A 19,987-nucleotide genomic window follows, 5' to 3' on the forward strand; every position below is an offset into this window, starting at 1 on the left:
AAAACGCTATGAGCAACACCGGAAAGATCCTCCAAGTCATTGGACCCGTTGTAGACGTTAAGTTTGCACCCGAAACGATCCCGCCCATCTACCAGGCGCTTACCATTCAGTTCGAAGCCGCTGGCGAAAAGATCGACCTGACTCTCGAAGTTCAGCAGCACCTCGGTGAGGGCGTTGTGCGTGCGGTTGCGATGTCTTCCACGGAAGGTCTCAAGCGCGGCATGGAGATTGTCGACTCCGGCGCCCCTATTTCCGTACCGGTTGGCGAAGGCGTTCTCGGCCGTATCTTCAACGTCACGGGCGACCCCGTCGACCAGCGCGGCGAAGTCAAGTTCGACAAGAAGTACCCGATCCACCGTCCAGCTCCTCCGCTCACCGAGCAGGACACCAAGGCCACCATCCTCGAGACAGGCATCAAGGTCATCGACCTCATTTGCCCGTTCATCAAGGGTGGTAAGGTTGGCGCCTTCGGTGGTGCCGGTGTTGGTAAGACCGTTGTGATCATGGAGCTCATCAACAACATCGCGAAGACTCACGGTGGTTACTCCGTATTCGCTGGTGTCGGTGAGCGTTCCCGTGAAGGTAACGACCTTTACCACGAAATGTCCGACTCTGGCGTTATCGACCAGGAGAACATCGAGAACTCCAAGGTTGCTCTCGTGTACGGCCAGATGAACGAACCACCTGGCGCACGTATGCGTGTCGCTCTCTCGGCTCTTTCCATGGCTGAGTACTTCCGCGACGAAAAGAACCAGGACGTACTGCTCTTCGTAGACAACGTCTTCCGTTTCTCCCAAGCCGGTTCCGAAGTATCCGCGCTTCTCGGACGTTCCCCATCTGCGGTAGGTTACCAGCCAACGCTCTCTTCTGAAATGGGTGCTCTCCAGGAGCGTATCACTTCCACCACCAAGGGATCCGTTACTTCCTTCCAGGCGGTATACGTACCTGCGGACGACTTGACCGACCCTGCTCCAGCGAACACCTTCGCTCACCTCGACTCCACGATCGTACTTGAGCGCTCCATCGCTGACTTGGGTATCTACCCAGCGGTTGACCCACTCGCTTCCGTATCGAAGGCGCTCGAGCCAGCCGTTGTTGGCCAAGAGCACTACGACGTGGCCCGCGGCGTTCAGCGCGTACTTCAGCGCTACAAGGATTTGCAGGACATCATCGCGATCCTCGGTCTCGACGAGCTTTCTCCGGAAGACAAGCAGACCGTATTCCGCGCTCGTAAGATCCAGAAGTTCCTCTCCCAGCCGTTCAACGTGGCGGAAGTCTTCACTGGATTCCCAGGCAAGATCGTTCCCGTTTCCGAAACCATCAAGGGCTTCAAGCAGATCCTCGATGGCGAGCTCGACCACATCGCCGAAAACGACTTCTACATGAAGGGCGGACTCGACGAAGTTCTCGAAGCGTCCAAGGCCTAAGCCAGAGCAACCCGGTAGGAAATGTCACTCCAACTAGAAATAGTAACGCCGCACGGCAAGGTATACGACGAGAGGATCGATTCCGTCGTCATGCCAACCACTTCAGGTGAAGTCGGCATCATGCCCGGTCACATTCCGCTTCTCACTGAGATCCAGCCTGGCGACATCGCTGTATCTAAGTCGGGGACGGTTGACCACCTTGCGGTGAGCAAGGGCTTCGCGCAGTGCATCGGCGACAAGGTTTCGATCCTTGCGGAACACGCGATCAGCGAGTCCGACATCGACGAAAACGAAGTGGAAGCTGCCAAGGCTCGCGCTCAGGAAGCGCTGAAGAACGCCAAGGAAATGAGCGCTGAAGAGCTGGCTCAACTCGAGACCACCATTCAGTACGCAACCATCCAACAGCTTCTAAAGAAAAAGAAATAGTAGGTTTCGATTTCTAATACTTTCAGAACGCTAACCGGAAACGGTTAGCGTTTTTTTGTATCCGGATTCTCAATCCAGCAGTTGCAGAAGAATCTGTTTCGCGTTGGAGCGGGAGAATTTGCCGAGCAGAACCGACGCCGCGCTCTTGCGGGTGTCGTTCCACTTGCGTTCGTTCAAGTAGAGCGAGAGGCAGGATTGGGCGAAGCCAGCCGCGGTATCCTCTATGGAGGCCGCCTCTTCCAAGTTCGGAATTCCTTGGGCTCCGTAGCTCGTTGTGACGATGGGGAGCTGGTAGAAAAGAGATTCCAGCACCTTGCCTTTTACTCCAGCTCCGAAGCGTAGCGGCGCGATCGCAATCCTGCTTTTGCGGTAGCGTCCTGCGAGTTCTTCGTCGGTGAGTTCCGGGAAAATGGATACGGAATCCGACGCGTAGGAAAGAACTTCATCCGGTATGGAGGAACCGACGATGGAGAGAGGGATAGCGATCTCGTTGTCGCGAAGGAGTGGATACACATCGGAGAAAAACCAACGGAGTCCGTCGATATTGGGGGGATGGTTGAAGTTTCCCACGAAAAGAATGCCTTTCCGATCCGCGAAGTCGTTAGGGGTCGCCTCAACCGCGTCGTAAAAGTATATAGGCACTTCGACTACAGACTTTTGGCCGCATCTTTCTTTTACGTAGGCGACTTCTTCCTGCGATGGATAGAGAAGCGTATCGCAAAAACTCCAGACTTTCTCCTCTTCCGATTTTGCTACGGCAATGCTCTCCGCAAGTTCTACGTTTCCGGTCAGGTCGCGCTCGCGTTGGAGTCTTAGGTGATGGATGTCGTGGCCGAAGAATAGCGTTTTCGCATGGCTGTAGCGCTTGATCCTATCGAGGTGCTGGACCGCTATATTAGGTCTTGAAAGGAGAATATAGTCGTAGGTGGGGAAGTGTATCTGTGCCCAGCTATCGATGTTTTCTCGATGTCGCTTTCCGTATATAACTTCGATCCCAAGCCGCTCCAGTTCGCTCGTATAAGGTTCGGCCTGATAGAAATTGTTGGGAAGGAAGGTAACGGAGAGATCGAGTTCCTTCAGGAGCTGCAGGTAGAGATAGATACAACGAGAACCTGCGTCCTTGTCGAACGGAGGTACGTAGTGATCGATAACCAGGATCCTTTTTTTGCTTAGGCTTCGGTCTCGTGCTCTAATGAAATCAGCTCCCGGCGCGAGGTGTTCCGCGTTGAGAACCTTCTTCCATTTTTCAACAAAAACCTTTCGGTTGACTTCTTGGTAGCGTTTGACGCCAGCGTTTTCATCGGTCCCGTTGGAAAGGCCTTCGTGGTGGATGACTATGGATTTCGGTTCTACGAGAACCTTTCTTCCCAGTTCGCGCACTTTGAAGGCAAGATCGGTGTCTTCATAGTAGGCGGGGGCGAAACGGTAGTCGAAGAGTCCGCATTCTACAAAGAGCTCCCTTTCTATGAGTAGTGACGCCCCTGATACATAGTCTACTTCTCTTGTGTATCCATATTCCTGATTGTTTCTGTCTTCTCCGCGCCCGTAGTTACAGCCGGTTCCGTTGCTCCAAATTATTCCGCCGCACTCTTGAAGGGTCCCATCGGGGTAGATGAGTTTGGATCCGACGATCCCGACCTTGTCGAATCGGTGGAAGGTATCGAGGAGTTCGTCCAGCCAATGATCGGTGACTTCGGTGTCGCTGTTGAGGAAGACTATGAACTGGCCCCGCGCATTGAGAGCTGCTCGGTTGCAGCTACGAAGAAAGCCAAGGTTTTCGTAGTTGCGGATGAGTCGAATCCCTTCGATTTGATCGAGTTCGTGCGCGTTTCGTGCGTCGGAGTGGTCGTCGATGACGATGATTTCGTAGCTCGTTCGATTCGCGGTGCGTTCGATGGATCGCAGGCAAGTAAGCAGGTAGCCAACGTGATTGTGGACGGGAATGACTATGGATACCAGAGGGTCCATCGAGGCAGAGGAGGGCTACTTGGAGCGTCGTTTTTCGAAGAGTCGCCGAAGGGCTCGTAGCGGAACGGTTACTTTCCAGGAGAAGGTGGAGAGGAGGTTTTGGTAGCGTTCTTGGAAGTTGTCCCGCTCGGACGTTATAGTAGCGACCTCGGTCTTAAGGTCGCTTTTCTCGCTTTCCAGTCGAGCGACGGCGGCGTGCAGTTCGCTTATTGTTTTTTCCTTTTCGGAAATGATTTCCTGGGCGAGCACATTCTGTCGTTCGATATCGGATACGAGCTTGCTGAGGGATTCGACGCTTGGTGTGGCTTCCTTGGCCGCCAGTTCTTTGGAGCTTTGGGCGAGCTTTTGAAGCGTGGGGCGATAGTTTTCGATGGCGTCCCAGGAGAAGTCGCTGTGTTGCTTGTTCTCGAATAAACCGAGGTGAATGGCAGGCAGTGGAGCGTTGGAGCAGACGGCGAAGGAGTAGAGGCCCTGCTGTAGCTCTGTTGAAAAGCGGCTGCTTTCAGGGTCGCCGCTGTAGATGCCAGTCCTCGCTTCGCTGGATTTGTCGGCATGTATCAGGGAACCGGCTACGAGGCGTTGCTTGGAAAATTGGCAGTTTGTGAACGCGGAGGAGAGCAGCTCTTTAAACTCTTGATGGTAGAGTTCTTTGAGGTGATGGGGATTGGATATCTTGTTTACCTCGGTGTATTCCCGTTTGTCCGGGGATGATATAAAGAGCAGTCCGTTCGGCTTTAGCAGTCTCTTGAGTTCCGCTACGAAAGCGGCTGGCGAAGTCAGGTGTTCGATGGTTTCGAAGCTTACGATGGCGTCGAAGGATTGGGACTCGAGCTGGGTGTCGCAGCAATCGGCGACATGGAAATGGACGTTCTCGGACCCGTATTTTCGCTTCGCCTGCTCGATGGCTACGGAATCGATATCGATGCCGAGGCAGGCTGTCGCCGTTTGGGAGAGGAGAGCGGTTCCGTATCCCTCGCCGCAAGCAAGGTCTAGGACGCGGCCGCCTTGGATATGCTCTTTGGCTACGAGGTAACGGTGAAAGTGCTCGTAGTAGAGCTGTGGATACCGGTCTTTGAGTTCTGGGTCGAAACGTTCCATCAGAGGGTTTCGGTAATGATCTTGTGCATGGGAATGCCGCACAGGCCTTGGTGAGTAACGGGGGACTCGGAGCGAATGACGAGGGCTTCGTGCACCCACTCGATCTGGGCGTGCGTTTCTTGGGTGCCTTTGGCGAGGGCAGCGGTGAAGGCGTATTCGCCGGGGTGCAGGATAGGCATGCGAAACTCGAAGGTCGCGGAAATCTTCTGCTCGGGCTTGAGGCTTAGACCTTGGTCGCGGTTGGCGAGAAAGGTGTTTTCGCCGAAGATGTATTGGCCGTGCCGGTCCTTCAGGTTGAAGCCGAGGATGGGCTGATCGATTTCGGTGCTGGCTTGGGCGATGATCACGAAGCGAACGATTTCTCCGCCCACCACTCCAACGAGGCGGCGGCCTTGCGTGTCCTCGAGGCGACACTCGACGATGCTGCCTTCCCCGGTTCCGAAACTTTCGGCGGGTTCGTCGAGTAGCAGGACCTCCCATTGGTTGGCCCGTTGGGCGAGGGCTTCCTCTTCGCGCTGGTCGTGGAACTGCTTGTCGTGGTCCTTGCTCTCCAGGGCAACTCGCTTGACGGATTTGCCGGTGGACTCGCTTTCGACCTGATGGCGATTGCTGGCGGCGTGGTAGTAGGCGAGGTATTTTTCCACGGCGCCCTTGGGAGGGCCGTCGTACATGACTTCGCCGTCCTTGAGCCAGATGCAGCGTTCGCAGAGGTTTTGGACCGAGGAGAGGTCGTGGGTGACGAGGACGAGGGTCTTGTCCTTGATGAACTCGCGGATGAAGCGGGTGCATTTTTGCACGAAGTAGAAATCTCCCACCGCGAGGGCTTCGTCGATGATGAGGATTTCGGGATCGAGGTGGATGCGGACCGAGAAGGCGAGGCGGATGGTCATGCCGCTGCTGTAGGTCTTGAGCGGTTGGTCGATGAAGGTTTCCAGCTCGGAGAAGTCGATGATTTCCTGGAGCTTCTCGTTGATCGACTTGCGGCTGAATCCGAGAATGGAGGCGTAGAGGTAGATGTTTTCGCGCCCGGAGAACTCTGGGTTGAAACCGGAGCCCAGCTCCAGGAGGGCGGCGACGCGGCCTTGGGTGCTGGCGGAGCCGCGGGTGGGCTGCAGGGTGCCGGCTAGGATTTGCAGCAAGGTGCTTTTTCCGGACCCGTTGCGTCCGATGATGCCGATGGATTCGCCGCGTTTCAGCTGGAAGCTAACGTCCTTGAGGGCCGAGAAAGTGGAGTAGTAGGGATTGTCGTCCTTGCCGTTGTCGAAGGCTCTGCGGAAGAGGGCCCAGATGGGAGCTTTGAGGCGGGAGGAGGAGTCTCTCCAAATCTTGTAGTCCTTGGAGACGTTTTGGCAGTTAACGACGTATTCGCTTTCGCTCATAGGTAGTCGGGGAAGGAGGGCCGAAGCTTTTGGAAGACGTAGTTCCCGAGCAGGAAGATGACTACGGCCGCGATGGCGGGAGCGGTGTAGTTCTCCAGCGGCATGGCTTGGTTCCAGAGCACGATGTCGCGAATCCCGTCGATCATGTAGACGAGGGGGTTGAACTGGAGGTAGGTCCAAGCGGCGGGGGGAATCTTGTCGATCGGGTAGAAGACGGCGCTGCCGAAGAGCAGGGCCATGGACATGAATTGCGAAGCGTTGCCCAAGTCCTTGATGACCACTCCGATGCTGGCGAAGAGCATGCCGATGCCGGTGGCCATGAGGAACATGATGGGCAGCATGGCGAAGATGCCCAGATGGGCGAGGGAGATGCCGTTGCCCATGAGAAGGGCGGCGACGACGATGAGGGCGGACTTGATGGCGAGGGTGAGCAGGGAGGCGATGAGGCGGGCGATGACGAGGGTCTCGAGGGGGAAGACGACCTTCTTGACGAAGCTGGCGTGGGATTGGATCAGGGTCGGTGTGAGTACGATGGTCTCCGCGAAGAAGTTGTGGATGGCGAGTCCCACGAAGATGCCGAGGGCGTGCTGCAAGGGCGTTTCGTTGTTGAAGGAGCCGCTGAAGACGTAGCCGAAGACGAAGGAGTAGATGCCCAGCATCATGAGCGGGGAGAGCAGGGTCCAAACGACGCCGAGGTAGCTGCCTCGGTACTGCATCTGGATGTTGCGAGTGGCCAGTTGCAGGGTGAGGTGCCAGTGCGTGACGATGGAGCGCGAAGCTTGGGCTGAAGCGGTGAAGAGTTTCATCGGGAAGGCGCTTCAGCTCTGGCCGGCGGCGCGTGTTGCTGGGCGAAGTCTAGGACCTATTGACATTTTCGCCGACTATGAGTTTGGGGGTGGGATGATCGAGGACAAATTGCATTCTAAGCCGTTGGTATCGGTGCTGGTCCTGGATTACAACGGGCAACGGTTTTGGCCGGAGTTGCTGGTAGCCATCGAAGGGCAGACTTTCCGCGATTTCGAGTTGGTAGTGGTGCAGAACGGCGGTCCTTTGCAGATCCCCGCAAATCTGGGCGAGATTCCGGTGCGGCTTCTGAAGGGGCAGGGAAACTTGGGCTTCGCCGGTGGCGTTAACTTCGCAGCCAGTCGCGCCCGGGGCAAGTACCTCGCGCTTTTGAACAACGACGCCGTGCCTGAGCGCGATTGGTTGCAGGAGCTGGTTAGCGCTTTGGAGGCCGACCCGAAAACCGCGGCCGTTTGCGGCAAGGTGCTGTTCTACGATCGCTACGTGAAGGTGGAAATCGAGGCTCCCTTGTTCCGTCCGGATTTGGAGGACGGGGTAGAGGACGATCGTTGGCTAGGGGTGCAGGTCCGGCTGGCGAAGCGCCAGGCCTCGCTTTACCAGCGCGAAGGCACGCACCGCTTGGAGCTGATCGAGGGTGAGTACTGGGTTTGGACGGAAGGGCGGGCGACCCTTTATTTTCCGGTCGCGGAGGCGGGCGAGCTGCCCTTGCAAATCGGTTCGCACCGCAGTCAGTCCGGCAAGCGGGCCCGTTTTAGGATCGAAGGTGGGGATGGCGCGATCTCGGTTGAGCTGGAGGGGGCGAGGCAAGAGCTGCGATTGGAGATACCGAACGGAGCCTCCTTCGATTTGGTGAACGGCGCCGGCAGCGAGTTTACGGAGGACTGGAGCTTGCGGGAGCTGGGGCTTTACCAGAAGGACGGTCCGGAATTTTCGCGACCCAAAGAGCTGGAGATGGGTAGCGGCTGCTCCTTGCTGCTCCGGCGCGCGGCTTTGACGGACCAGCCTTTCGACGAGGAGTTTTTCGCCTATTTCGAAGACAGCGACCTTTGCCTGCGTCTCCGTCGCTCCGGATGGAAAGTCCTTTTTGCGCCGCGGAGCGTGGTACGGCATCACGGATCGGCGACGACGGGGGTGCTTTCAGCCATGACCATCTTTTATTCCCTGCGAAATCGGGTTTGGTTGGTGGCGAAGTTCGCCCCGTGGCCGGTGGTTTGGCGCACGGTGCGGGAAGGATTTTCGAAATACGACAAGTTCGACCGTTACTTGTCGGAGCCTTACAGCCTTTCGCGTCTGAAGCGCGAAATCTGGACCGGCCTGGCTAAACGTCTGTGGCGACGCTGGTGCGACGACGATTAGCGGCTTTCTCCAGGTAGCCGAAGAGGCGGTAGTATTCGTCCCGGCGATCGAAATGGCTCAGGGTGGAGCCGTCGTCGAGGTAGTCCTTGGGGTGGGCCTGCAGTTCGCCGAGGGCTTCGGCCATGGCGTCGACGTCGGTGGTATCAACTGCTAAGGCTTTGGGCGCGAGCAAGTGGGCGTCGTAGACGTCGCGGCTGCGCAGCACGGGCTTCTGGAAGTAGTGGGCTTCCAGCAGGGGCAGGCCGAAGCCTTCGTAGCGGCTAGGGAAGACCAAGGAATGGGCGAGCTCCCAAACCGCCTTGTAGGCGTCGAGCTCGGTGTGTCCGATCAGGTGCGCGAAGTCTTGCAAGCCGTGCTGGGCGACGGCCCGGGCGATGAGTTCCCCGCGCTCGTCCTTTTGCCCAGTAAGCACGAGATGCAGGGCCTGGGGGCCGGCCTTCCGGTGGTAGCGGGCGTAGGCTTCGAGCAGGCGCTCGTGGTTCTTGTGGGGCCAGAAGTTGGCGGGGTAGAGGAAGTACTTGTGCGGCAGGTGGGCGATGGCTGCGGGCAGGTTGCCCATCTTGACCTGGTTGAAGCGAGCGTGCAGGGGGAGGGGGATGGTGAACACTTTTTCCGGAGGGGCCTGGAAGGCTTCCACCAGCTGGGCCTTGCAGAACTCCGAGTTGGTTTGCACGAGGGTGGAGCGCTCGATGGCTTCCGCGTACCAGCGGTCGCGAAATTCCACCTCCGCAGAGGGGAGGGAGTCGGGGCAGCTTTTGTGCAGCGCGTCCACGATGAGGCTGACTTGAGGAACCTTGGGAGTGTAGAGCTGGGAAAAGCCGAAGCCCGCGTAGAGGACGTCGACCTCGAGCAAGGAAAGCAGATCTTCGGGGAGGTCGGCCCAGTAGCGAAGGATGGGCAGGGAACCGTCGCTGTTGCGTGGCTCGTAGTCTTTCCGGGGGCCGAGCACGTGGATTTGGTGGCGTCCTTCCAAGGAGAGGAAGCTCAGCTCTGGAATAATTTCCTCGCGGCAGAAAACGAAGAGCCGGATCTCGTGGGAGTGCTTGAGCACGAAGCGTTTCAAGAACTCGTAGTGGTGCACCTTGATGCCGCCGTTGAACCCGCCGGCAGATAGGCGGGCGATGTCGTAGGCGACGTGGAGGGGGCGAGCTGCTTGATCGGTCATCGTCCTTCTTTGCTGCAGGCGATGGATCCGATGGCGAGCCATTTGCGAGGACGGCTGCGATTTACGCGGCTAATAGGTTTCTTACATTTTTTTTATAATTAGCTTGATCCGTAAATTTACCAACTTATACCTGCTGCATACTCGGTGTTTCAGGTTTCCGAGCTTATCCTATTTCCATTGTGTCATGAAAGCCGTAGTCGCAGTTATCTTGTTAGTTGGAGTGAGTCAGTTTGCCTTGGCGAATTCGGTCATTTCCGAATTGCTGCCCAGCGACGTGAACTTGGAGGTGCTGGAAACGTCCGTTTTTGGAAGCATCCAAGGTTCGTACGGCTTGGTAGGGGCCGTGTTTTTCGGCTTGGTGGTGCTCTTGCGCCTGAAGCGTCCGGGCCGCTGAGGACTTCTTGATTTTGCCTTCGTTTCATCCTTGTGCGGGAAGCGGGGCAGGGCTTTTCTAGGCGATTCTTGCCGAGGAGGCGAATCGATGAAGGACAAGCGAACAGTTGATATGCGGGTGATGAGCGAGTGGGTGGAACCCGGCTCGCGCGTGCTGGATCTCGGGTGCGGTCGCGGCGTCTTGCTCGAGTATCTGAAGCAGAAGCTCGGGGTAGAGGCGGTCGGGGTAGACCTCGATCCGGAAAAGGCCCGTTCCTGCGTGAAGCGGGGCTTGAGCATCTACATGGGAGACATGATGGATTTCATGGGCTCCTTCCCGGACAAGCATTTCGACTACGTGATCTGCTCGCGCACCTTGCAGGAGCTCAGTTCGCCGGCTTTGGTGATCGAGGAAGCCTTGCGGGTTTCCAACCATATGCTGGTGGGCTTCGTGAACTACGGCTACTGGCGCAATCGCCTGAGCATGCTTTTCAATGGGCGGATCATCCGCAACGAGGTCTATCCGACCCCGTGGTCGAAGTCGCGTCCCAGCAACCCGCTTTCAGTGAAGCAGTTCGAGGTTTTCTGCCAGAAGCGGGGCATCCAGGTGGCCCGCCACCTTTGTCTTGGCGGTAACTGGGAGTCGGAGAAGCGCCTCCTGCCGAATTTGCTCAGCGGCTACGCCCTCTACGACTTGAAGGCCAAGGCCTAGCCGATCGCCGGCTACCTTTAAAAATTGGACTAAACGTTCCGCTTGGGCGCCGCGAAGTGCGGTTTTGGCTAGGATCGGCGGTGGCTTTTACTCAGGTTGGCGGGAGTACTATGACCCCGTTTCTCGACCTTGCTACCCAAGACGTTTCCCCAAGCGCTCGCGCCGAAATCTACCGCGAGTTCGCGCCCAAGCTCGAATCCGTCCGGGACGAGATCGAGTTTGACCTGAGCCTTTGGTCCCTTGCCCAGCGACTGGCGGTGGATACGGAGGAGCTGCTGCGTCAGATCGGGGCTCGCTGGTTGGCGCGTTCGGGCTTGCGGGAGGAGCTTGTTGCGGAAACGGAAGCAGGCGGCCCCTTGGTGGCGCTGGATGCTTTGTTTTCCCGTTTTAAATCGTTCAGCGAGGAGCCGCCGCTTCCGGGCATCGCTGCCTTTTCGGTGGAAGTAACGGGTTCGGGGGAGGATCGTCTCAAGGTTGCCTGCCGTGGAGCTCGCCGCTGCTGTTCCTTTCTGGAAGGCATGGCTCGAGCCTTGTGCGAAGCCTTTGGCGTTTCGGTGCGCTATCTCCGGCAGCCCAAGAAGGCGACCCAGGTGCTGATCACCTTCAGCTGCCTCGCAGTGTCGGCCTAGGCGAGGAAGGCTCGGGTGAGCTCGAAGAGCTCTTCGGAGTCGACGAGGAAGGAGTCGTGGCCGAGGTCCATGTCGATTTGCAGGTAGGAGGCTTCCTTGCCCTGGCGGAGCATGGCGAGCACCACTTCCCGGTTTTGGGCGGGAGGGAAGAGCCAGTCGGAGGTGAAGCCGACCACTAGGGCGCGGCATTTCATGTTGGCCACGGCCTTGTCCAAGCTGCCGTAGTCGCCCGCCAGGTCGAAATAGCCGAGGGCTCGAGTGAAGTAGAGATAGGTGTTGGCGTCGAAGCGATTGGTGAAGCTTTCGCCCTGGTAGCGCAGGTAGCTCTCCACCTCGAATTCGATGTCGAAGGTGTACTTGCTGTTGTAGCCTTCCTGGCGGCGCCGGCCGAACTTGCGGTCCATGCTGGTATCCGAGAGGTAAGTGATGTGGGCCATCATGCGGGCGATGGCTAGGCCCATGTTGGGGCCCTTGTCCGGGTCGTAATTGCCTTCGCGCCACTCGGGATCTTGCATGATGGCCTGGCGTCCGACCTCGTCGAAGGCGATGGCTTGGGACTTTTGGCGCCAGGTGGTGGCCATGGGCAGGATTCGCTCCACGAAGTCCGGGTATTCGATCGCCCACTGCAGGACTTGCATGCCGCCCATGGAACCGCCGACGGCGGCGTGCAGTTTCTTGACGCCAATGCTGTCGAGCAGGATCTTCTGGGTTCTCACCATGTCGACGATGTTGACGAAGGGGAAGGTGAGGTTGTAGGGGGCGCCGGTTTCCGGGTTGATGGACTTGGGCCCAGTGGAGCCTTGGCAGCCGCCGATGCAGTTGGAGCAGATGACGAAGAAGCGCTTGGTGTCGATGGGCTTGCCGGGGCCGATCATGTTGTTCCACCAGCCCGGCTTGCGGTCGCGGAGGCTGTGGATGCCGGCGCAGTGGTGGTCGCCGGTGAGGGCGTGGGCCACGAGGATGACGTTGGTGCCTTCGGCGTTGAGGCGGCCGTAGGTTTCGTAGCGCAGGGTGAACTCCGGGATGCTTTGACCGCTTTCGAACTTATAGGGGTGCGGGTAGTGGAAATCGATCGGCTCGACGAGTCCTACCTCGCCGGCTTCGTCCAGCCCTAGATCCTCTTCGGTTGCGTTCATGTAGGGAGTTTTTGTGGGGCCGTGGGCAGGTGTCGAGAGCGAAGAAGGGGACTTGCGGGGCTGGAGTCCGGAGGCGGGCGGATTTTTTCTTTGAATGAGGCCCGCTTTGATTAGAAATTGAATCCGCGTCTCCTCCCGCGACGAACCCACTTGCGAGGGGCAGCGATTGTCGTTTCGCCCTCCTTTGAGTGAACCCATGAAAATCGCCATTCTCCTATCGTGTTTCTTGACGCTTGCGTGTCTTGGCAGCGCCCGGCCCAAGAAGGACGTTCCCTATATCTACCTGAGATCGACGGATACGCTCTACATCCAGGTGATGGACAGCGTTTACGTGAATGGGAGCAGCTTGGGCGAGAACGACCGATTCCACCGGGTCGAGAAAATCCTGGAGGACGTGCTGGAGGACATCAAATTTCCGCTGGCCTACAAGATCGAGCGCTTTGGGGCGCAGCGTACGCCGCCCAACCAGCCCCGATTGGACCTGACGATCTTTAAGTGGGGAAACAACGGCTTGAGCGAGGTGGAGGCCCGTTTCAGCGCCAGCATCAAGCGCGACTACGCCAGGAACAAGTTTGGGACCTACTTTACCCGCACGCCGGCTCCTTTCGGCGGCTACGATCGCGTGATGCGCGCCCATAACGAAGTCATGGAAGAAGCCGTCGCGGAGATGGTCATGGAGCTTAACACGAGACTGTCTGTCGGACTGCTGGAGGAGGAAAAAGGCGAAGCGGAAGGCGAGAATGACGTCTCAGAAAGCGAGTAGAGAGTCTTCGATTCGTATGGGTGGAGAGACATCTCAGTCAATGGACGACGCCAGTATCGAGGCGGAGTTGATACGACGGATCGCGCGCGGGGAGCGGGCGGCCTTCGACGAGCTGTACGCTCGCTACTCCCGTCCGCTCTATTCCTATATCACGAAGTTCCTGCGCGACCGCGGCCTGGCCGAAGAGGTGCTGCAAGACGCTTTCGTGAAAATCTGGCGTTCGGCGCCGCGCTACGACCGCAGCCTCTCGCGCCCGTTCAGCTGGTGCGTGTTGATTACCAAGCGGCTTTGCATCGACCGGATACGGGCCATGAAGCCAGTAACCGTGACCGACGACCCCGTGGCCCTCCAGCCGGTTGAGGAGCAGCGCCAGCCCGAGACGAATCCGTCCGAGCGAGTGGAGCTCGACGATCAGCTCAGCATTTTGGGCGAGATGGTCGAGCGCCTGCCGGATTCCCAGCGCCTGAGCCTGCAGCTCGCCATGAACAAGGGGCTCACCCAGCAAGAAATTTCAGATCAGCTCAATATGCCGCTCGGCACGGTGAAAACCGCTATGCGCCGCGGCATGCAACGACTCAAAACCATGATGGCATCCAGCTATGAATAACGAACTCATAGAAGAAAAAGCCCAACTCTACGCCCTCGGCATCTTGCCGGAGTCCGAACAGGAGGAATTCGAAAACCAAGTCCGCGAGGATCGCGAGCTGCAAGCCCTGGTGCACGGCTACCAGAAGCTTGGCGAGCTCGACGCAGTGCCAGGGCGCCGGGAGCCACCGTTCCAAGCCTACGCCAGCATCATGGAGCAGATCGACGCTCCGGCGCGGAGCCGGCAAGGCAAGCGTCCGTCGGGATCGAAATTGGCGTCCTTCGTGACGTGGGGAGGCTGGGCGACGGCGGCCTGCGCCGCATTGGCCTTCGGGCTCAGCATCTTCAGCGAGCAAGAGGGTGCCGCCGCGAAGTCGGACATCGTGCTCAACAACCTCGCCAATCCGCGCATCGTAGCGGTGCAGACTCCCTCCGAGGACATTACCGTCGAGGATCGCATGTTGGAGTTGGCTGGCTTGGCGGAAGCCTACTGGTTCGCTCGGGAGGGCATTCCTTCGGGGCAATTCCTTGACGGACAGGCGGATGCCGAAGTGGCGGAGATGTCGGGCGGCTTCACCATCTACGACCGGCGCTACAACATCGGCTTCATCGCGGTGGAGAACCTGCCGCGCGAGGCTCCCAACAAGAGCTACCACGTTTGGGCCAAGACCAAACCCACCGCCGCTCCCGTACGAGCGGGGACCTTGCCGATCGGGGACGAGTCGCGAGGCCTCTTCTTTTTCGACCTGTCTACCCTTCCAGCAGGGGCATCCCTCGATTCGCTGAGCTTTTTCGTGACCGAGGAGGAAAGCGAGAACCCCGTTTCGCCCAGCGGTATGGTGGTCCTGAGCGACGTCTAGCTTGCTTAACCGGAAGGTTAAAACGTTCCTGCCTTTACGTATTCCTTACATTTTAACATTGCCGCCTTTCGGGCGGCTTTTTTTTCTCTACGGAGTCGGCAACTTTCGCTGATCAGTCCCCAGAGTCATAGAAAATGAAACGTTTACTCCCCTTCCTCCCCGTAACTTTCCTTCTAATGCTTCCAACCTTCGCACATGCGGATGAAGGAACCCCAGTTCTCGATTCAGGCGATACCGCTTGGATGATCGTGGCGACTGCCTTGGTGCTCTTCATGACCTTGCCGGGGCTGGCGCTTTTTTACGGCGGTTTGGTCCGAGCCAAGAACGTGCTCTCCATCCTGATGCAGTGTTTCTCCATTTGCGCCATCATGTCGGTGCTATGGGTGATCTTCGGCTACAGCTTGGCCTATACCGGCTCGAATCCCTTTATCGGCGGCTTCGACTATGTTTTTCTGAAGCATATGTCCGCTGACACGGTTTCCGGAGCGGGAGCGATTCCCGAATCGGTTTTCGTGACCTTCCAGATGACCTTTGCGATCATCACGCCAGCTCTCATCATCGGAGCCTTCGCGGAACGCGTGAAGTTCTCTGCGGTGGTGGTCTTTTCCATCCTCTGGTTCATCTTTTCCTATATTCCGGTCTGGCACATGGCCTGGTCCGAGCACGGCTTCTTCCATAACTGGAGCGTGATGGACTTCGCCGGCGGCACGGTGGTGCACATCAACGCAGCGATGGCCGGCCTGGTCGGCTGCTTGATGGTCGGCAAGCGCAAGAAGGCTTTCGAAGAGCCCATCAAGCCGCACAATCTTCCTCTCACCGTGATCGGCGCCTCCATGCTTTGGGTAGGCTGGTTCGGCTTCAACGCAGGCAGCGCGGTGGCGGCGGACGGCACCGCTGGCATGGCCATGCTCGTGACCCAAATCGCCTGCGCGACTTGCGCCGTGACTTGGATGCTTATCGAATTCTTCGTGCACGGGAAGGCTTCGGCCCTGGGCGTCGCGACCGGCGCGGTGGCGGGATTGGTCGCCATCACCCCCGCTTCCGGCAATGCGGGTCCCATGGGGGCAATCATCATCGGCATTTGCTCGGCGATCTGCTGTTACCTGGTCGCGGTTAAGCTGAAGTTCATCCTCAAGATCGACGACTCCCTGGACGTCTTCGGCGTGCACGGCATCGGCGGCATCGTGGGGGCCATCCTCACGGGCGTAGTAGCCTCCGAGTCGCTCGGCGGTACGGGGTACGGCGAAGGAATCACCATGGGCGCCCAGGTTTGGGGGCAGCTCGTGAGCGTGCTGATCACCATCGCCTGGAGCGGCATCGTATCCTTTGTCCTCTTCTTCATCATCGACAAGGCGATCGGGCTACGCGTGGAGTCGGACGACGAGCTCCGCGGCCTCGACCTGAGCGACCACGACGAGCAGGCCTACGAGCTCTAGGGCTCCGGAACAGCTCAACAGTTTCCCAGCCCGGGCGCCATTTGCGCGCCCGGGCTTTTTGTGGGCGGGTGCGGACTTGAAAACCGGCCTCAAGGCTCTAGCGTTCGCGCACTATGATATCCCGTCGCTTTCTCTGTATCCAACTCGCATTGGCGAGCCTGCTGCTTGGCGGTTGCTCGGTCAAAAAGCTGGCCATGAACCAGCTCGGGGATGCCCTTTCGGGCGGAGGCGACGTTTTCGCCTCGGACGAGGACCCGGAACTGGTGGGCGACGCGCTTCCCTTCAGCCTCAAGCTGATGGAGAGCATCTTGGCGGAGACGCCTGAGCATGTCGGCCTGCTTACCTCGCTCTCGAGCGGTTTTACCCAGTACGCCTACGGCTGGGTGCAGCTCGACGCCGACGAGATCGAGGACGAGGACTACGATCGCGCGGAAGAGCTGCGGGATCGCGCCATCAAACTTTACCAAAGAGCTAATCGTTACGGCATGCGCGGCCTGGAGGTGAAGTACCCCGGACTCGGCGAAGCCCTGAAGGAGAACGCTAAGGCGGCCCTGCAGCGGGTGAAGAAGGAAGACGTGGAAACGCTTTACTGGGCGGCTTTGTCTTGGGCGGGAGCGATTTCGCTCTCGCTGGACAATATGGACTTGGTGGGAGACCTCGCTTACGTGGAGGCCATGATGCTGCGTTGCTTGGAGCTTGATCCGGATTGGGAGATGGGCTCGATCCAGAGCTTCTTCATTACCTACGAAATGAGCCGCATGAACGGGGAAGGCGATCCGGTCGAGAACGCCACTCGTTACTTCAAGCGGGCCCTAGAGCTGTCGGAGGGCAAGCTGGCCTCCGTCTACGTGGCGTACGCGGAGTCGGTGGCGGTGGAGCAGCAGGATAAGGAGCTTTTCCTAGCCATGCTCAACAAGGCGCTGGAGATCGACGTAGACGCGAACCCGTCCTTGCGCCTCAACAACTTGCTCTACCAGCGTCGGGCCGAATGGCTGCTGACGCGTCTGGATTGGCTGTTTTTGTAGGCGGAAACTTCAGTCGGGATGAAACGTTTACGCGTCGCTCCTGTATAAAACATTGAAGCTTCTGGGGGCTTTGTCCGTCTTAGGGACCCAAAGAGCCTCTCAACCCCTCTCTCGCAAGATGACGATATTTTCCAAGTTTACACGTTTGCTCGCTTTCGGCGCCGTTGCTGCAGCGACCTTTTCGATCACTCCCGACGCCGAGGCGCGTCGCATGAACATCCGCTTGAGCACGCTCGCTCCCAAGGATTCCTCCTTCGACAAGTCCCTGCGCAAGATGGGGCAGGAGTGGAAGGACGAAACGAGGGGACAGGTCAACCTGATCGTTTTCTCCGGCGGCGTGCAGGGGGGCGAAACCGCCATGATCGACCGTATGCGGGTAAACCAGCTGCAAGCGGCCCTTATCTCCGGCGTCGGACTCTCCGAGATCGACCCTGGCGTGGCGGGATTGCAGCAGATTCCCATGATGTTCCACACCTACGATGAGCTCGAGTACGTGATGGAGCGGCTCGGTCCCAAGCTGGAGGAGCGCATCAAGGAAAAGGGCTTCATCGTGCTTAGCTGGGTCGATTCCGGTTGGGTCAAGATTTTCAGTAAGCAGGAGCTCGCTACGCCCGACGACATGAAGAAGGGCAAGCTCTACACGTGGGCGGGCGACAACAAGCAGACCGACTTGCTCAAGAACATGGGCTTCCGCCCGGTGCCGATCGACGCGACGGAGGTCACCTCCAGCTTGCAGACAGGTTTGGTCGACATCGTGCCGCTGCCCCCATTTTTCGCTCTCGCTACTCAGAGCTACCGTCCTGCCCCCAACATGCTCGACATTCGCTACACGCCGATCGTGGGCGCCATCGTCGTCTCGGAGCAGGCTTGGAGCCGGATTTCGCCGGAAGACCAAGCGGTCATGTTGGAGTCGGCCCGTCGCCACGGTCGTGAAATGACTCTCGCAGGCCGCGCCGAAAACGAAGAGGCGATCAAGGTGATGAAGGAGAAGTGGGGCCTCAAGATCCGCGACGCCGACGATGCGGTCACGGAGTCCTGGGAGAAGGCCTCGGAAAAGGCTTACTCGCTCATCCGCGACAACACTGTCCCAGCCGACATCTTCGACGAAGTCGTTCGCCTGCTCAAAGAGTACCGCTCGCAGCAATAGCTGCCTGTATAGGCTTTTTGAATACCGTTGGCCGTCTCGGATACAGAGACGGCCTTTCTATTGTAATTGGCTTTCTAGGAGAAAAATAGTGCACGCGAAGCAGGCCGATCAGCGCAAGGCGGCGCAGGGTAGGGACGCAGCTCTTTCACTTAGTAGATATCCTGTAAACGGTAAGCAGTCAGTTAGTAAATGGGGTCTGTATATTTTATAGGTATTTATAACTTGCACTGGGATTAACCTAATTGGGATAAGTAGAGGTGTCCGCGGTATGTGTTAACTGCGGCAGCTAATCCTGAGCCGGCCATTGCCAGAGCTCTTTCGCAAAAATAACCCCCTGTATCCCCCCATGATAAAGTCTAAGTCGTTTAGTCTTATGTTCCTAGCCAGCTTGGCTTTGCTTACCGCGTCTGCCTCTCCGGACAAGAATCTTCGTTTTAAGGCGAAGTTGATAGGCTCACCTTATATAAATTCGGAGAGTGGTTTAGGCGGCAACATTCCCACTAGCATCAACGAAGGTGGCAAGGTCGCCGGTTATTATCCGATCTTCGACGATCTAGGGAACGTTGAAGGATTGGCTAGTTTTGCTTGGAGCGATCGAGATGGCTTCGAGGATTTGGGATTGGGGCCGAGCGTCGACCAAGAGACTGGGTTTAGGAGGTCGTTCGTGGCGATGGGCATCAACGACCAAGGTGACATTGCAGGTACCCTGAGGATCGTCGAACCTCTGGGCGATGGTAGGAATCGAGTATGGGAGACGTTCGCTTTCGTGCTGCGAGCGGACGGAAACCTCGACATCTTTGCTCCGCAGTCACCCTTCCCTGGTCGCGATGGCTATTACGATGCGTATGGAAATGCGATAAACAACTTTGGCGAGGTAGTCGGGCACGAGCGTTTCTTCGAAGCGAATGGCCGTCTGTCGGAAACTCCTCCCATTATTTGGAGTGCGGACGGTGCGACGTTGGTCGATCTGAATCCAGCGGAACCGGTCGTTCGTAGGTCGAACGCAGTCGGCGCAGATATCAATGACCAAGGAACGATCGCAGGCAGGGCCACATACTATGTCGATGGCCGCCCACTCGGAAACGAGGCTTTTATCTGGAATTACGATATTGGCTTGGTACGTCTCGGCGCCTTGGCTGAATCGGCTTCCGGTGGACGCTCCTCGACGGCGAACGCTCTCAACGAGAACGAAGAGGTAGTTGGGTCCAGTTTGATTTATTCGCCAGAAAATACGTATAACGTCAGTGTGCCCTTCTACTGGTCAGCGGCCACCGGCATGGTAGAGCTTCCGCTTCTAGATCTAGAAGTCGTATCGGAAAACCAATTCGTTTTTGGCAATGCAAATGACATAAACGAAAGTGGAGTCGTCGTCGGCTTTTCGCGTGCGATTGAGGTCGATCCTAGCGGCCCGAATACTCCGCTTGAGAGCAGAGCTACCATCTGGGTAGAAGGAGAAGCGATGGATTTGAACGATCTGGTGATCAACCTAGATCTCGAGTTGATCGGAGCGACATCGATCAATGATAGAGGCCAAATCGCTGCGGTTGCGCTAGGCGAAACGGGTCAAGTCGGCGTTTTGCTTACGCCGGTCTATCAGAGCGGCCAGAAGAAAGGGCACAAAGATGGACATCCAGGATTGAAATGATGCCTTCCCCAAAGGCAGCAGATCGATGTTAGAATTTCAGAAATAAAAAGGCCG

Annotated in this window: 19 protein-coding genes; 13 read left to right on the plus strand and 6 right to left on the minus strand. The window is 57.8% G+C overall.

Annotation, left to right across the window (positions count from 1 at the left end):
• Window positions 1–8 precede the first annotated feature (8 nt).
• A complete protein-coding gene (gene atpD, locus QEH57_RS11635) occupies window positions 9–1,427 on the plus strand; it encodes a F0F1 ATP synthase subunit beta (RefSeq protein ID WP_309006905.1) in 1,419 nt (472 codons plus the stop codon).
• 21 nt (window positions 1,428–1,448) lie between these two features.
• A complete protein-coding gene (gene atpC, locus QEH57_RS11640; RefSeq protein WP_309006906.1) occupies window positions 1,449–1,853 on the plus strand; it encodes an ATP synthase F1 subunit epsilon in 405 nt (134 codons plus the stop codon).
• Between the two features lie 69 nt (window positions 1,854–1,922).
• On the opposite strand, the gene QEH57_RS11645 is transcribed toward atpC, so the two are convergent.
• From QEH57_RS11645 to QEH57_RS11660, 4 genes are read right to left on the minus strand one after another with little or no spacing between them, the layout of a single operon-like run.
• Window positions 1,923–3,821 carry a glycosyltransferase gene (locus QEH57_RS11645; protein ID WP_309006907.1) on the minus strand — a complete coding sequence of 633 codons (1,899 nt, stop codon included), beginning with the start codon at window positions 3,819–3,821 and terminating at the stop codon, window positions 1,923–1,925.
• A gap of 15 nt (window positions 3,822–3,836) precedes the next feature.
• Window positions 3,837–4,919: a class I SAM-dependent methyltransferase gene (locus QEH57_RS11650; RefSeq protein ID WP_309006908.1), complete on the minus strand. Its 1,083-nt coding sequence runs from the start codon at window positions 4,917–4,919 to the stop codon at window positions 3,837–3,839.
• Window positions 4,919–6,298, minus strand: coding sequence for an ABC transporter ATP-binding protein (locus tag QEH57_RS11655; RefSeq protein ID WP_309006909.1), 1,380 nt, complete (start codon window positions 6,296–6,298; stop codon window positions 4,919–4,921). The genes QEH57_RS11650 and QEH57_RS11655 overlap by 1 nt, the downstream gene beginning before the upstream one ends.
• A complete protein-coding gene (locus QEH57_RS11660) occupies window positions 6,295–7,104 on the minus strand; it encodes an ABC transporter permease (protein ID WP_309006910.1) in 810 nt (269 codons plus the stop codon). The genes QEH57_RS11655 and QEH57_RS11660 overlap by 4 nt, the downstream gene beginning before the upstream one ends.
• Before the next feature lie 94 nt (window positions 7,105–7,198).
• Here QEH57_RS11660 and QEH57_RS11665 point away from each other — a divergent pair, with 94 nt between their 5' ends.
• On the plus strand, window positions 7,199–8,458 hold the full coding sequence (locus QEH57_RS11665; protein ID WP_309006911.1) for a glycosyltransferase family 2 protein: 1,260 nt from the start codon (window positions 7,199–7,201) through the stop codon (window positions 8,456–8,458).
• Here QEH57_RS11665 and QEH57_RS11670 read toward each other — a convergent pair.
• A complete protein-coding gene (locus QEH57_RS11670; RefSeq protein ID WP_309006912.1) occupies window positions 8,421–9,623 on the minus strand; it encodes a glycosyltransferase in 1,203 nt (400 codons plus the stop codon). The two genes, QEH57_RS11665 and QEH57_RS11670, sit on opposite strands and share 38 nt — an antisense overlap.
• Before the next feature lie 184 nt (window positions 9,624–9,807).
• On the opposite strand from QEH57_RS11670, the gene QEH57_RS11675 reads away from it, so the two are divergent.
• The 3 genes from QEH57_RS11675 to QEH57_RS11685 all read left to right on the plus strand — a co-directional run bounded on the left by QEH57_RS11675 (window position 9,808) and on the right by QEH57_RS11685 (window position 11,336).
• A complete protein-coding gene (locus tag QEH57_RS11675; protein ID WP_309006913.1) occupies window positions 9,808–10,017 on the plus strand; it encodes a hypothetical protein in 210 nt (69 codons plus the stop codon).
• Between the two features lie 87 nt (window positions 10,018–10,104).
• A complete protein-coding gene (locus tag QEH57_RS11680; RefSeq protein ID WP_309006914.1) occupies window positions 10,105–10,707 on the plus strand; it encodes a methionine biosynthesis protein MetW in 603 nt (200 codons plus the stop codon).
• 110 nt (window positions 10,708–10,817) lie between these two features.
• The gene (locus QEH57_RS11685) at window positions 10,818–11,336 is read left to right on the plus strand and encodes a hypothetical protein (RefSeq protein ID WP_309006915.1); all 519 of its coding nucleotides are present in this window, start codon (window positions 10,818–10,820) and stop codon (window positions 11,334–11,336) included.
• Here the strand turns inward: QEH57_RS11685 and QEH57_RS11690 are convergent.
• On the minus strand, window positions 11,333–12,472 hold the full coding sequence (locus tag QEH57_RS11690) for a homoserine O-acetyltransferase (RefSeq protein ID WP_309006916.1): 1,140 nt from the start codon (window positions 12,470–12,472) through the stop codon (window positions 11,333–11,335). The genes QEH57_RS11685 and QEH57_RS11690 overlap by 4 nt on opposite strands.
• Window positions 12,473–12,668: 196 nt before the next feature.
• Here QEH57_RS11690 and QEH57_RS11695 point away from each other — a divergent pair, with 196 nt between their 5' ends.
• The 7 genes from QEH57_RS11695 to QEH57_RS11725 all read left to right on the plus strand — a co-directional run bounded on the left by QEH57_RS11695 (window position 12,669) and on the right by QEH57_RS11725 (window position 19,933).
• The gene (locus QEH57_RS11695; protein ID WP_309006917.1) at window positions 12,669–13,235 is read left to right on the plus strand and encodes a hypothetical protein; all 567 of its coding nucleotides are present in this window, start codon (window positions 12,669–12,671) and stop codon (window positions 13,233–13,235) included.
• 40 nt (window positions 13,236–13,275) lie between these two features.
• Window positions 13,276–13,842 (plus strand): sigma-70 family RNA polymerase sigma factor, encoded by a 567-nt coding sequence (locus QEH57_RS11700; protein WP_309006918.1) that lies wholly within the window; start codon window positions 13,276–13,278, stop codon window positions 13,840–13,842.
• Entirely contained in the window at window positions 13,835–14,680 is an 846-nt protein-coding gene (locus QEH57_RS11705) for an anti-sigma factor (RefSeq protein ID WP_309006919.1), read from the plus strand. Before QEH57_RS11700 ends, QEH57_RS11705 begins: the two co-directional genes overlap by 8 nt.
• 176 nt (window positions 14,681–14,856) lie before the next feature.
• The gene (locus QEH57_RS11710; RefSeq protein WP_343224772.1) at window positions 14,857–16,116 is read left to right on the plus strand and encodes an ammonium transporter; all 1,260 of its coding nucleotides are present in this window, start codon (window positions 14,857–14,859) and stop codon (window positions 16,114–16,116) included.
• Between the two features lie 113 nt (window positions 16,117–16,229).
• On the plus strand, window positions 16,230–17,141 hold the full coding sequence (locus QEH57_RS11715; protein WP_309006921.1) for a TRAP transporter TatT component family protein: 912 nt from the start codon (window positions 16,230–16,232) through the stop codon (window positions 17,139–17,141).
• A gap of 118 nt (window positions 17,142–17,259) precedes the next feature.
• The gene (gene dctP, locus QEH57_RS11720; RefSeq protein ID WP_309006922.1) at window positions 17,260–18,288 is read left to right on the plus strand and encodes a TRAP transporter substrate-binding protein DctP; all 1,029 of its coding nucleotides are present in this window, start codon (window positions 17,260–17,262) and stop codon (window positions 18,286–18,288) included.
• Between the two features lie 346 nt (window positions 18,289–18,634).
• On the plus strand, window positions 18,635–19,933 hold the full coding sequence (locus QEH57_RS11725; protein ID WP_309006923.1) for a hypothetical protein: 1,299 nt from the start codon (window positions 18,635–18,637) through the stop codon (window positions 19,931–19,933).
• The last annotated feature ends 54 nt before the right edge of the window (window positions 19,934–19,987 follow it).

The sequence above is a fragment of the Pelagicoccus sp. SDUM812005 genome (assembly GCF_031127875.1).
Classification (GTDB): Bacteria; Verrucomicrobiota; Verrucomicrobiia; order Opitutales; family Opitutaceae; genus Pelagicoccus.